10 protein-coding genes are annotated in these 13291 nt (G+C 64.1%); 4 read left to right on the top strand and 6 right to left on the bottom strand.

The genetic code is table 11. The features are described from left to right. Nucleotides 1-60: 60 nt before the first annotated feature. Nucleotides 61-2355 carry a TonB-dependent receptor gene (locus NDY25_RS15660; protein WP_168958733.1) on the bottom strand — a complete coding sequence of 765 codons (2295 nt, stop codon included), beginning with the start codon at nucleotides 2353-2355 and terminating at the stop codon, nucleotides 61-63. A 284-nt stretch (nucleotides 2356-2639) separates the two neighbouring features. On the opposite strand from NDY25_RS15660, the gene NDY25_RS15655 reads away from it, so the two are divergent. Beyond that, nucleotides 2640-3260 carry an HAD-IA family hydrolase gene (locus tag NDY25_RS15655; RefSeq protein WP_256627553.1) on the top strand — a complete coding sequence of 207 codons (621 nt, stop codon included), beginning with the start codon at nucleotides 2640-2642 and terminating at the stop codon, nucleotides 3258-3260. 108 nt (nucleotides 3261-3368) lie between these two features. Here NDY25_RS15655 and NDY25_RS15650 read toward each other — a convergent pair whose 3' ends face one another. Next, nucleotides 3369-4595, bottom strand: a complete 1227-nt coding sequence (locus tag NDY25_RS15650) for an acetylornithine transaminase (protein WP_168958731.1) — start codon at nucleotides 4593-4595, stop codon at nucleotides 3369-3371. Nucleotides 4596-4667: 72 nt separating this feature from the next. On the opposite strand from NDY25_RS15650, the gene NDY25_RS15645 reads away from it, so the two are divergent. Next, a complete protein-coding gene (locus NDY25_RS15645) occupies nucleotides 4668-5540 on the top strand; it encodes an ion transporter (RefSeq protein WP_168958730.1) in 873 nt (290 codons plus the stop codon). A gap of 555 nt (nucleotides 5541-6095) precedes the next feature. On the opposite strand, the gene NDY25_RS15640 is transcribed toward NDY25_RS15645, so the two are convergent. The 3 genes from NDY25_RS15640 to NDY25_RS15630 form a co-directional block, all read right to left on the bottom strand. Further along, on the bottom strand, nucleotides 6096-7037 hold the full coding sequence (locus NDY25_RS15640; protein WP_233366536.1) for a YiiG family protein: 942 nt from the start codon (nucleotides 7035-7037) through the stop codon (nucleotides 6096-6098). A 109-nt stretch (nucleotides 7038-7146) separates the two neighbouring features. Then, nucleotides 7147-8127 (bottom strand): YiiG family protein, encoded by a 981-nt coding sequence (locus NDY25_RS15635; RefSeq protein ID WP_168958728.1) that lies wholly within the window; start codon nucleotides 8125-8127, stop codon nucleotides 7147-7149. A gap of 217 nt (nucleotides 8128-8344) precedes the next feature. Continuing rightward, nucleotides 8345-9160 (bottom strand): SDR family oxidoreductase, encoded by an 816-nt coding sequence (locus tag NDY25_RS15630; RefSeq protein WP_168958727.1) that lies wholly within the window; start codon nucleotides 9158-9160, stop codon nucleotides 8345-8347. Nucleotides 9161-9296: 136 nt separating this feature from the next. On the opposite strand from NDY25_RS15630, the gene NDY25_RS15625 reads away from it, so the two are divergent. After that, complete coding sequence (locus tag NDY25_RS15625) at nucleotides 9297-10259, top strand: IS1595 family transposase (RefSeq protein ID WP_006448937.1); 963 nt, start codon at nucleotides 9297-9299, stop codon at nucleotides 10257-10259. A 109-nt stretch (nucleotides 10260-10368) separates the two neighbouring features. On the opposite strand, the gene NDY25_RS15620 is transcribed toward NDY25_RS15625, so the two are convergent. Beyond that, the gene (locus NDY25_RS15620) at nucleotides 10369-11028 is read right to left on the bottom strand and encodes a serine/threonine-protein kinase (protein WP_006448836.1); all 660 of its coding nucleotides are present in this window, start codon (nucleotides 11026-11028) and stop codon (nucleotides 10369-10371) included. A gap of 162 nt (nucleotides 11029-11190) precedes the next feature. On the opposite strand from NDY25_RS15620, the gene NDY25_RS15615 reads away from it, so the two are divergent. Further along, complete coding sequence (locus NDY25_RS15615; protein ID WP_251755274.1) at nucleotides 11191-13278, top strand: bifunctional DedA family/phosphatase PAP2 family protein; 2088 nt, start codon at nucleotides 11191-11193, stop codon at nucleotides 13276-13278. Nucleotides 13279-13291 lie beyond the last annotated feature (13 nt).

Here is a 13291-nt window from a genome sequence, read left to right as displayed (position 1 = left end):
TCGAGTACGACCGACAAAAACAATGGCGCGGCCGGCAGCGACGCCGGCCGCATCACTGGCTCAGAACTTGTAGGCCAGGCTGGCGAACAGCTGGCGTGGTGCGATCAACTGGTACGAGCCGGAGCTTTCGTTCGGGAACACCGCACCGATCGCATCGTCCTTGTCGAACAGGTTGTAGACCGACAACTGCAGCCGCCCACCGGCCAGAAAACCCGCATCCTCGCCCTGATAACCCACGCTGCCGTTGACGATGAAGGTGGCATCCACCTGATCGGTGTTGAGCGTGTCGCCGTAGCGCTTGCCGGTGTATTTGGTATCGAGGTTGACGAAGAAATGTTCGCCTTCCCAACCGCCGTTGACGCTGAACATCACCTTGGGCGAATCCGGCACTTCGTTGCCTTCCACCTGCACCAGGTTGCCGCTGACCGGGCCGAAATAGTTGTCCTGGAATTCGGATTTGTTCCAGGTCAACGAGGCGCCCAGCCGCCAGCCCGGCGCCGGCTTCCACATGCCGGACACCTCCGCACCATAGGTCTGTACGTCGCCGACATTGGCGTAGACGGTGGGCGCGACCACCAGCGGATCCGGGTCGGTCAGCGCGATGATGCGGTTTTCGTAATCGATCTTGTAAGCGGCGATGTAGCCGCTCCACTGGCTGGATTCGGCGCGGATGCCGATGTCGATATTGGTGGATTCTTCCGGCGCGATATCCGGATTGAACGCACCGGAGGTCAACGCCAGCCGCGGGGCGGAGCTGAAGTTTTCTGCGTAGTTGGCGAACAGTTGCACGCCTTCGGCAAGCTGGAAGCTGGCGCCGACCTGCGGCTGGAACCAGTCGCTGTTCTTGATGGTGACATCGCGGCGCACGCCGACATTGAAATCGTCCAGATTGGCGATGCCGTTGTAATCGCGTTTGACATCCAGGCCCTTGGCGCCGAACTCCATCGTGAGCCGGTCATCGAGCAGACGCAGCGTGTCCTTGATGTAGAGCTGCTTCACCTCGGTGGAGAAGTGGTTGTCGTAGTAGATGACGATCGGCAGCGAGCCCTTGAGCAAGGCGCCGGTGGCAGGGTCCAGGTTGTACAGCGGGCGCACCTGATCGAAGTCGTAGTTCTCGTACCAGGCGCCGACTTCGAGCTTGTTGTGCTCGGTCTCCCACGACACTGCGGTGGTCACACCATAACGATCGCCACCCATGATTTCTTCGCGCCGGGTCATCGCACCGACGCTAGTGACATTGCCGTTGGCATCCACGATCTGGGGGTCGTTGATGGCGATATCGGTACGCCCCGGCGTGCCGACGATGGCATCGTTGTATAAGCCGGTAGCCGTACTTGGCGGCGTGCCGCCGACACCGTAACCATGCTTGTTTTCGTAGTAGCCGGTGAAGGTGAAGCCGACCGCATCGTTGAACAGAAAATCGCCGTGCAGGCTGAGCAGCGAATCGCGGCGGCCGTTCTGCCATTCGCTGTAGTGCTCGGCATCTACCTCCGGGTTGCCGGTGATGCGTTCGTGCAGATCCCACGCCACCGAGCCGTCGGAGTTGTACGACTGCACGTCGTAGTCCTTGCGGTTGTTGTAGATCCAGCCCAGCGTCAGGCTGCCCGCATCCCAGGCCTGACGGATCTTGGCTTCGAAGTGATCGCTCTTTTGCGTGGCCGGTTCCATGTCCCACACCCCGCCCTGCGTGCGAGATGCGGAGAGGTACGCGCTGGGGCCGCCTTCCCACCAATCCGGCGTATCCAGGCGCACGAAGCTACGCACTAGATCGTCCGAGCCAATGGTCTGGGTGAGATTGCCGCTCCAGGTATCGCCCCCCTTCGGTGGCAGGCTGGTGTAGCGGATCGCACCGCCGAGTGCGTGATACGAGGGCTGGGTGACATCGCCGGAACCTGCCGACACGGTGACGTCGAGCAGGTTCTCGCTGGACACGTAGCGGGTGATCGGCCCGCCTTCGCGGGTGTCGAAGGTTTCGATCGGGATGCCGTCCAGGGTCACGCCGATCTGGTTGGCAGAGAAGCCGCGGATGGTCATCGAGTCGCCGAACTCGTACAGCCCGAACGGATCGGTGGTCTGCACATTCACCCCGGGCAGGCTCGCCAGTAACTGCTGTGGCGCCACGCCGGGCACCTGGGCCTGGATGTCGGCCACCGAGATCGACGCGGTCGTGCGTGTGGAACCGGTGCCCACCACGCTGACCGCATCGAGCGTGCGCGCTTCCTGTGCCAATGCGGGCAGGCTGTGTACGCCGGCCAGCAACAAGGTCATCGAGGCAAGCGTGTGGCGACGCGTGGCGGTGGTGAGAATGGCGGCGACCGAGACCGCCAGCTGATCGGTTTTGAAGCGCTTAGGCATGCAATCGACCCCTGGATGCGTGTGGCGTGCTGAGTGACCGGGCCGCTCCCCCAGACCGGCTGACACCGCAAATGCGGCATGCATCGACCATAACCAGCGCAGTTCCGCCGCAAGCCGCGCGCGGAGGGTAGGGGCAGCGCGGGTGGGTAGGTTGCTGCCGAATTCAACGATCTGAATACGTAATGTCCCCACCCACCTGCGCGCATCCGGTCATACCAGCTCTCGCATGCTTGCCATGACGTCGCAGATCGACAACGCTGCGCAGCCGCATCACGAATCCGCGCATGCCGCTTGCAGCACCCTCTCTGTTACTGCTCGATTTCGATGGCGTATTGGCCTGCTACTCGCGGCCGCGCCGCGTGGCTGCACTTGCTGCAGCAGCTGCCTGCACGCCGCAACGGGTGCAACAGGTGTTGTTCGAGCAAGGCCTGGAGCGTGCCTACGATGCCGGCGCGATCGACACGCAGGACTACCTGGCGCAGTTGAGCGAGGGGCTGGGCGGCGTGATCGATCGCGCCACCTGGATCGACGCACGCGTAGCGGCGTGCCGCGCGGACCCCTCGGTGGTGGCGCAGGTGCTGGCGGTATCGGCGACGACGGCCGTGGCGGTACTCACCAACAATGGGCCGTTGATGGTGGAGGCAATCGAGCGGATCGTGCGTGCGCTGTTTCCGTTATTGCAGGGCCGCGTGCTGTGCAGCGGCGCACTCGGCGGCCGCAAGCCCGACCTGCAGGTGTATCAGCGCGCGCTTGCACAGCTGGACGCCACTGCAGCAGCGCGCACCTTGTTTGTCGACGACCTGTTCGTCAACGTGCGTGGCGCGCGTGCAGCCGGCCTGCACGCGGAGACGGTGCGCGATGCGCGCGGCTTGCGGCGGGTGTTGAAGCGGTATGGAGTGGCGTAGGAGAGCCGGGATTCGAGATTGGGGAATCGGGAATCGCCGGCGAATCTTCCTTCGCCATCGTGGCCGGCGCGGTGCCGGCCACGATGGCGCAGAAAGCGCAGCTCTGCATCACTGCTGCGCGACGTACTCGGCAATCGCAAGGCGCAAACGTTCCAACCCATCAGCCAACTCGGCATCGGTCAGATTGAGTGCCGGCACGAAGCGCAGCACATCCGGCCCTGCCTGCAACAGCAGCAGGCCATGCTTGGCTGCAAAATCCAGGATCGCCCCGGCCTGCCCGGCATACGCCGGGGCCAGCACTGCACCCAGCATCAAGCCGCGCCCGCGGATCTGTGCGAACACGCCAAACTCGTCGTTGAGCGCGTCCAGACCGGCGCGCAGCGCGGCCGACTGCCGCGCCACGTTCTCGGCGATCTGCGGCGAGGCCAGCTTGCGCAGCGCCACGCGCGCCACCGCTGCGGCCAACGGATTGCCGCCGAAGGTGGTGCCATGCGCGCCGAACTGCATGGTCTCGGCCACCTTGGGGCCGGCCAGCATCGCGCCGATCGGGAAGCCGCCACCCAGCGCCTTGGCCAGCGTCACGATGTCCGGGGTCACCTGCTCCTGCCAGTGCGCAAACAGCGTGCCGGTACGGCCCATGCCGCACTGGATCTCGTCCAGCACCAGCAGCGCATCGTGCTGATCGCACAGCGCGCGCACGCGGCTCAGAAAGCCCGGCTCAGCCGGCATCACTCCGCCCTCGCCCTGAATCGGCTCCAGCATCACTGCAGCGACATCGCCCGCCGCCATGGCCGTTTCCAGTGCCGCCACATCGTTGAAATCCACATAGCGAAAGCCGCCGGGCAGCGGCTCGTAGCCTTCCTGATACTTGGGCTGTGCGGTCGCAGTGACCGAGGCCAGGGTGCGCCCATGGAAGCTGCCGCGGAAGGTCACGATGACGCGCTTGTCGGCCGGGCGGCCCTGATTGCTTGCCCACTTGCGCACCAGCTTGATCGCCGCCTCGTTGGCCTCGGTGCCCGAGTTGCAGAGAAAAACCTTCTGCGCGAAACGCGAAGCAGTGACCAGTTCCTCGGCCAGCTTCAGCGGCGGTGCGCTGAAGAACACGTTGCTGGTGTGCCACAGCTTGCCGGCCTGCTCGATCAGCGCAGACATCAGGTCCGGGTCGTTATGGCCCAGCCCGCTGACCGCGATACCGGCGGATAGATCCACATACTCGCGGCCCTGGTCGTCCCACACGCGACTGCCCTGTCCACGCTCCAGCACCACCTGGCGCGGGCGGTAGACCGGCAGGTAGTAATGCGCGAGGGACAGGGGCGAATCGGCAGCGGTGCTCATGATGGTGGGTCGCAGAAGCGGAGGGAGAACCCGCATTCTCGCGCATTCGCCGGCCTGCGGCACAATGCGCGCATGCGCCCTTTCTCCGATCCTCAGCTCACCCCTGCCACCGACCACGGCTGGCGCCGGCAATGGTTCGACATCATCTACCGGCACGACACCCGCCCCTCGCGCAATTTCGATCTGATGCTGGTGGTGGCGATCCTCACCAGCGTGGTGGTGATCATGATCGACAGCGTGCCGCGCATCCACTCGCACTCGGCGCACTGGTTGGTGCCGCTGGAATGGGCGTTCACGGTGCTGTTCACCATCGAATACGCATTGCGCCTGGCGGTGGTGCGGCGCCCGCTGCATTACGCGCTCAGCATCTGGGGGGTGATCGATTTATTGTCGATCCTGCCCAGCTATCTGTCGTTCTTCGTGCCTGGTGCGCAGACGCTGCTGGTCGTGCGCGTGCTGCGCATCCTGCGCCTGTTCCGCATCCTCAAGCTCACCCGCTATATCGAAGAAAGCGGGCAACTGGTGGATGCGCTGTGGCGCAGCCGGCGCAAGGTGCTGGTGTTCCTGTTCAGCGTACTCACCATCACCGTGATCGCCGGTGCCACGATGTACGTGATCGAAGGCCCGCAACACGGGTTCACCAGCATCCCGACCAGCATGTACTGGGCCATCGTGACCATGGCCACAGTGGGCTTCGGCGACCTGGTGCCGCAGACCACGCTGGGCCGCTTCGTGACATCGGCCTTGATCCTGATCGGCTACAGCATCATCGCGGTGCCCACCGGCATCTACACCGCCGAACTGGCCAGCACGCTGCGCGAAGGCGGCCACGCCGGCAAGCGCGATGTCCGCAATTGCCCGCGTTGCGGGCTGGAAAGCCATGCGCCGGATGCGCGTTATTGCCGGCAATGTGCAGAGCCGCTGCCGGAACTCTCCAACGGCTAAAGTGTCTTGGAGTGGTTGGGAAGTGCGGATCGATCAGGTATAGAGCGGCTGATCTGCGGCTTGGTTGCAGGGCCCTTGCCCGCTCACCGGCGCGGGACACGCCGCAAGTACGTCCGTGTAGGCTCTTACGCGGCATCCATGCCGCGTAAGGTCCCGCGCCGGTGAGCGGGCAAGGACCCGTCGAGATGGTCGGTGTGTGTGGTCCAAGCAATGCATGATGTGCTTCTACTTTGCTGGCTCACATGTAATTCTGCGACCCGCATCAGCAGGCCAATGCAACTCGCGAGACGGCCAGCTTTTTACGCAGTTACCGACCAACGCCCTGGTGCGGTGTCCTCACCGATTGCGGGACCGTGTGGCGGCATGGATGCCGCCACCGAGCCTCCATGGACGGATTCACGGCGTGTCCCGCGAGCGGTGAGGGCACCGCGCCCTCGATCACTGAGCTTTTGACTACATCTGAATTCAGCTACCACTCGAAATAGCGCTGCCTTCGGAACTTGCACAATCACCTGTTCGATGCGCTTCCACAACGCGAGAGACGCGTGCACAGCATCAATGCGACATGCGGTTGCTCATGTCGATCAGATCGTTGTAGCTGGCCAGCACTGCCTGGCGTGTGCCACCCGGCGGCATCGAGCCGCTTTCCAGCAGCATCTGCTCGCTCTTGTTCAATGGTGTCTTGGTGCGGATACGCTCGACCAGCCGCCCCGACTCGCGCGCAAGCTTGTCGGCGGAACGTTCCATATGGCCCCACATCGCATCGCCCTGCCCGATCTTGGCCTTCTGCGCCTCTTCCAGAATGCCTTGGTAGCGCGCCAGCTGGGACTGCGCTGCGGCAAGGTCCGGCGTGTCGTTGTCGAGCACCTGCACCAGCTGCTTGCCTTCGCCGATGATCTTCAGGTGATACCAGGAGGCGCTGCGGCCTTCTTCCTTTTCGATCGCATCGATCTGCGCCTGGCGACGCGTGTCTTCATTATGTTCAAGCGCGGTATTCATGGCTTCGCCGGCTTCGAAGAATGCCTGATAGGCCTGCATCAGCGGCGCGTGCAGTGCCTTCATGCCCTTGCCGTCGTCGCGCAGATAATCCTCGCGGTCGTAGTAGCGCACCGCTTCCCCGATACGTTCGTTGAGCGTGGTGAAACGTTCTTGATAGGTCTTGGCCACCGGGTCGAGCTCGGGGTTGGCCGGCGTTTGCGCCAATGCCGCAGTCATCGGCGCGCCACATTCGTCCACGTGATGCGAGAGCACCGTGCCCGGTGCATGGATACCGCTTTCCTTGCCGGTCGGACCAGCCTCGGGGTCCTGCATCCAGCCGATATACTGCTGATAGCTCTCATGGATCGGCTGCTCGACGCCGTTGAAGCAGGTGATGTAGGCGTTGATCTTGTCGGCGCCTTCCACCGCGGCGGCGGGTGCGTTTTTCTGGCAGCCGGCAAGCAGCGCAGCGAAAGCCATCGCCGCGGCGAGCGGCGCATAACGAAGTTCATGGGTCATCTTGCGTTCCATTGATGGGGTGAAGAAGGTGGCGCCGCAGCGTGCGGCCGAATGACATCTGGCGCAGCCGATCGCCCGGCACACGAACGATGGCTAAGGACAGCAGTGTTTACTCACGATTGCTTTCGGACACCAGTGCGTTGTAAGTGTTGAGCAACTTGCGCGACGAGCCTTCGGGCGCCAGCGAGGGGCTATTCAACCAGCCCTGTTCCAGCTTGCTATAGGGCGTTTTTTCGACCACGCGTTTCACCCGCGCCCTGGCTTGTCTGCGGAAGGTTTCTGCAGCGGTTTCGAAGCTGTTCCAGGTCAGCTTGCCCGGCTCCTGATCGGCCACCTTGGCATGCGCCTCATCGGAGAGACGGTTGAAGCCGTCCAGCAGCGCGGTGACACGTGGCACGTCGAACTGATCCTCTTCCAGCGCATCGGCGATCTTCTTGGCGTCGAGCATCATCGCCAGCCGGTAGTACTCGCGCGTGCGGCCCTCGCCCCGCTCCAGCATCTTGAGTTTTTCGCGTTGCGCCGCGTCGTTTTGCAGGTCCAGTTCGGCGCTGAAGGTTGTGCTGGCATCGGCGTAGGTCGCCAGCGCATCCATCAACTCCGGATGCAGCTGTTTGCCCTTGGCGAACTGGTCGTCTTCGTAGTCCTGCCGCGTGTAGTAATCGGCCACCGCGTGACTGATCGGCTGCAGCGCCTTCAATGCCGCGCGATAGTCGCGTGCCGCCTTGTCCAACGCAGACAGCGATGGTTTCGCCGCAGCGGCCGCACTGACCGGCGCATCGCACTGCTTCATGTCGTCGTGGTCGATATCGTATGGACCGGTCATGCCGGATTCGCGACCGGTCGGGCCGGCGAACGGGTCCTGCATCCAGCCGGTGTAGTACCTGGCGCCGGCGTGCACTTTCGCGTTGACGCGGTTGAAGCAGTCGATATAGGCGCCGAGCTTGGCGTTGACGCCCTGCAAGGAATCCACCTGCTTTTCAGTCGTCTTGGTATCGGCACCGGTTGCAGGCTGCTGCGACTTGCCGCCACAGGCGGTCGCCAGCACGGACACGCAAGCCACCAGGACAAGCACACGGAACTTCGGAGACACGCGCGGTACATCCCTGTTGGAAACGTTTTCAGCCGCGCACGATAACAAACCCTACTGTGAACTTTTTGTGCTCACTTCAGGACGGACGTAAGACAGCTGCATCTCGAAAGCGCGACCGCTGGTCTGCCACATCCGATCCTCAGAATCGCGGTCCCCCGCACGCCGATTCCCGGCGGCCCTCCGTATCCAGCCAAGCGCGCTGCGATGTTCGCCGCACTCAGTCGAGAAACAGATCCGGCAGCAACGCACGCGACGGGTCGACCGCATAGCCGCTCAGGTCGGTGATGCCGGCCTGGGCCAGCACCTCGTCGTCGATCAGGAACTGGCCATGAAATCCTGCCGCCTCGCGCGTGAGCACTGCATGCGCAGCGTCGGCCATGATCTCCGGCCGGCGACACGCGGCGGCATCCACGCCATCGATCATGTTGATCGCATCGGTGGCGATCACGGTGCGTGGCCATAGCGCGTTGACCGCCACGCCTTGCGGGCCGAACTCGGCGGCCAGCCCCAGGGTCACCAGACTCATGCCCATTTTGGCCAAGGTGTAACCGGTATGCGCGCCCCACCACGCCGGGTTCAAGGACGGTGGCGGCGCCAGGGTGAGGATGTGCGGATTGGCCGCCTGCAACAGATGCGGCAGGCACGCTTGTGCACACAGAAAACTGCCGCGCGCATTGACCTGCTGCATCAGATCGAAACGCTTCATCGGCGTGTCCAACGTGCCGCGCAACCAGATCGCGCTGGCGTTATTTATCAGGATGTCGATACCGCCGAACGCCTCGACAGTCGCGGCCACCGCCGCACGCACCTGTTCTTCTTCGCGAATATCGCACTTGAGCGCCAGCGCCTGCCCACCGGCCGCAGTCACCGCCGCGGCTGCGCTATGGATGGTGCCAGGCAACTTGGGGTTGGCCACTGCCGATTTGGCCGCAATCGCCACATTGGCGCCATCGCGCGCCGCCCGCAACGCAATCGCCAGGCCAATCCCGCGCGAGGCACCGGTGATGAACAGGGTTTTGCCGTTTAAGGTCATGGGAATCGGGAATCGAGAATGGGGAATCGCAAAAGCTTAGCGCCTCCTGATTAGCCCTGACCATCAGCCGCCTGTCGCAGGATCTGCGCCGCGCTGGGTGGATGCTGCTGTCACCTGAAGCCAACGAGGTGGCGTGATGAGTATCAATGCCGTGCAGTTCCAAGCGGGATTGTCGATGCCTGAGTTCTTCGCGTCCTACGGCACCGAAGCCAAGTGCTATCGCGCGCTTTACAAGTGGCGCTGGCCGCAAGGCTTTCGTTGCCCTGTTTGTGCCGGACGCGTGCGCTCGCGTTTCAAGCGGGGTGCTGCGATCTACTACCAATGCAGCGCGTGCCGGCATCAGACCAGCCTGATTGCAGGCACGATGTTCGAAGGCACCAAGCTGCCGCTGCGCACCTGGATGCTGGCGTTGCACCTGCTGACCTCGACCAAAACCAACATGGCCGCGCTGGAGTTGATGCGGCATCTGGGCGTCAACTACAAGACGGCCTGGCGGATGAAACACAAGATCATGCAGGTTATGGCCGAGCGCGAATCCATGCGGAAACTGGCGGGTTTCGTGCAGATCGACGATGCCTATCTCGGCGGCGAGCGTAACGGTGGCAAGGCCGGACGCGGATCGGAGAACAAACAAGCGTTCCTGATTGCGGTGCAGACCGATGCCACCTTCACCGCGCCGCGCTTTGTGGTGATCGAGCCGGTGCGCAGCTTCGATAACACCTCGCTGCAGGACTGGATTGCCCGTCGCTTGGCGCCCGAATGCGAGGTCTACACCGATGGGCTGGCCTGCTTCCGCCGGCTAGAAGACGCCGGCCACGCGCACACCACGCTGGACACTGGCGGTGGTCGTGCCGCGACCGAAACGGCCGGTGCACGTTGGCTCAACGTGGTGCTGGGCAATCTCAAGCGCGCCATCAGTGGCGTGTATCACGCCATCGCGCAAGGCAAATACGCAAGGCGTTACCTGGGAGAAGCGGCCTATCGTTTTAATCGTCGATTCCGCTTGCGCGAGATGCTGCCACGACTTGCCACGGCCATGATGCAATCCACACCATGCCCAGAGCCGGTTTTACGTGCAGCGAGCAATTTTCATGGCTGAGAGTCGGGGCTAATCAGGTAGCGCCTTGAACGTTCAGCAGCCGACGCACGATCAGCTGCCGCGATGCGCCCTACCGATTCCCTACTCCCGATTCCCGATTACCAGCACTTCAAGGCTTCGGCCCCTGCCCCTCGTTGTCTTCCCAATGCAACACGCGGCGGGTCACGAAGCGATAGACCGGTTTGCCAGTGGCGAACCACAGCTCGCGGACCCAGGAGGTGCGCTTGAGCACGCGGCGTTCCACCGGGGTGATGGCGGCCGGGCAATACATGCGCTTGTGCTTGAGCAAATGGCGCAGATCCTCGCGTGCAAGCAGACGCATCCAGCGCGCACGGGGATTGCCGCGCACCGCGAGCTGGAAATCGATCACCGCCGGGCTGCCGTCGTCCTGCACCAGCCAGTTGGCTTCCTTGGCCAGGTCGTTGTGCGCCACTCCGCAGCGATGCAGCTGCTGCAGCAACTTGCGTGCGGTGCGGAAGTAAGCAAGATCGCCGCGCGGCGGGCGCTGGTACATCGCATCGCCGGCCAGATAGCTGCGATCCAGCTGGCGTCCATCCCAGCGCAGCAGCCGTGGCGTCCGCGGCAAGCCATCCAGCTGACGCAAGGCCAAGGCTTCGCGTCGTGCCAACCACCAGGCCACGCCGCGCAACAACCACGGCGCTACGCTCAGGTCGCGCCGCACGAACACGCGATCGCCTTCGCGGATCAACAGGATGCGCCCGAAGGTATCGGACTTCAGCGGCAGATGGCCGGCGGGATCGTCACTCATCCCTGCATTGTAGGCGGGCCGTCCGCCTCGCCACACAGCGCGCGTTGCCTGCGTGTCACACAAGCGTGCAACGTTGCCCGCTCGCAACCTGAGGTGAAGCAGGCAGGCCGATGTGATGACGGCGCAAGTCCCCTCGTCGCCATGCCCACCTATAATTCGGCAATGAACTCATGGATCGACGCCACGCTGGAGTGGATCGGACACCACCCCACCTTGGCTGGCGTGGTGATCTTTGCCATCGCATTTTGCGATGCGGTGATCGTGCTCGGCGCCATCGTGCCGGCGCTGCCGTTGCTGTTCGCCATCGGCGTGCTGATCGGGCTCGGCCAGATCAACGGGCCGTATGCGGTGGTCTGCGCCACGTTGGGCGCCTTCGTCGGCGATGCGCTGAGCTTTTGGGTGGGCCATCGCTGGGGTCACCAGCTGCACACCTATTGGCCGTTTCGCCGCTACCCGCAATTGCTCGAACGCGGCGAGCTGTTGTTCCGGCGCAATGCCTTCAAGAGCATCCTGATCGCCCGCTACGTGGGCGCGGTGCGGCCGTTCGTCCCGGCCATCGCCGGCATGTCGCACATGCCGTTCAAGCGCTATCTGTTTGCCAGCGGCCTGGCCTGCATCTCGTGGGCGCTGCTGTTTCTGGTGCCGGGCTGGGTGCTGGGCACCGCTTACGATGCGGTTGCGGCAGTGGCCGGGCGTTTGTTCGTGGTGGTTACGCTATTGGTCGCGGTGATCGGGCTGGCCTGGGCGGTGGTGCTGTACTCGTATCGCTGGTCGGCCGGCCATCTGGATGCGCTGCTTGCGCGGCTGCTGGAGTGGTCGCATCGGCATCCGGTGCTGGGCAACTGGTCGGTGGGCGTGTTCGACCCGCGCCGTCGCGAGTCGGTGCCGCTGGCGATGATGGCGTTGATGCTGCTGTTGCTGGGCTGGGGCTGGTTCGTGCTGTTGATGGTGGTACTGGCGCTTGGCGAGCCGCTGCGCGTGGACCTGGCCGTGCACGATCTGATGCTGGCGCTGCGCAACCCGCTGGCCGACTACCCGATGGTGGCGCTGGCCTCGCTGGGCGACTGGCAGGTGCTGCTGCCGGCGATCGCCGCAGCGATGGGCTACCTGGCCTGGCGCCGACGCTGGATGGCGGTGGCGCATTGGGTGATCGCGCTGGCCTTTGGCCTGGCGTTGACCCAGTTGCTGGGCGCCACCGTGCAGGTGGTGCGCCCGCCTGCGGCCAGCAGCGGATTCGGGTTCCCGTCGGTGGCGGTCACCATGGCCACGATTGGCTTCGGCTTCTTCGCATTGCTGATCGCGCGCGAGCTGCCCGGCCGGCGGCGGGTGTGGCCGTACCTGGTCAGCGGCGCAATCGTCTCGCTCATTGGATTCGCACGGTTGTACCTGGGCGCGCACTGGCTGAGCGACGTGGTCGGCGGCATGTTGTTCGGCATTTTCTGGCTGCTGGTGCTGGGCATCGCCTATCGCCGCCGCGCCACGCGCGCGTTCTGGGTCAAGCCGGTGTCGTGGATGTTCTACGGCGTGTTCCTGACCTGCGCGATCGTGTTTGCCCCGCGCAATCTGGAAACCAAGCTGGCCAAGTTCGAACCGCCGCCGCCGCTGCTGATGGAGTTGCCGGCCAGCGACTGGTGGGACGGCCAGTGGCGCCTGCTACCGGCGCGCCGCAACGAATTCGACGACGACCAGCGCTGGCCGCTGGACGTGCAACTGGCCGGCCCGCTCGCACCCCTGCAGCGCCAACTCGAAGCACGCGGCTGGCGGGTGCAACCACAGGCCGGTTGGGAGCAAGCGCTGCATCTGCTCGATGTCAGCGGCCGCCCGGACGAGGTGCCGATCCTGCCGGCCACGCTGGATACGCAGGTCGAAGCGCTGTTGATGGTGCGTCACGCCGCGCCCGGCCATGTGCATGTGCTGCGCCTGTGGCCGGCAGCGGCTCGCCTGCAACCAGACGCGCAACCACTGTGGGTGGGCAGCACCCAGACGCTGCGCTACAGCCGTCATTTCAGCCTGATCGGGCTGTGGTATCCGCTGCGTGGCGTGGACCCGGCGCTGAGCGCATTGCGTGAAGCACTCGGCCCATTGCCGCATCGCGTCGAACAGCGTCGGCGCTCGCAGGTACCAGTGATCTTGATCGACAGCACTTCCGGAAATGCGGTGCGGCGAGAGGACAAAGACAACGCCGCACCACAGACGGAAACCACAGGGTCCGATTCGACTGCATCGGATCCGTCACAACAGCGTCGTTGATCGATCGGGATCA

The sequence above is a fragment of the Xanthomonas hortorum pv. pelargonii genome (assembly GCF_024499015.1).
Lineage (GTDB): Bacteria > Pseudomonadota > Gammaproteobacteria > Xanthomonadales > Xanthomonadaceae > Xanthomonas > Xanthomonas hortorum_B.
The sequence above is the reverse complement of the archived record's forward strand: the minus strand, read 5'-3'. Positions and strand labels throughout refer to the sequence as shown.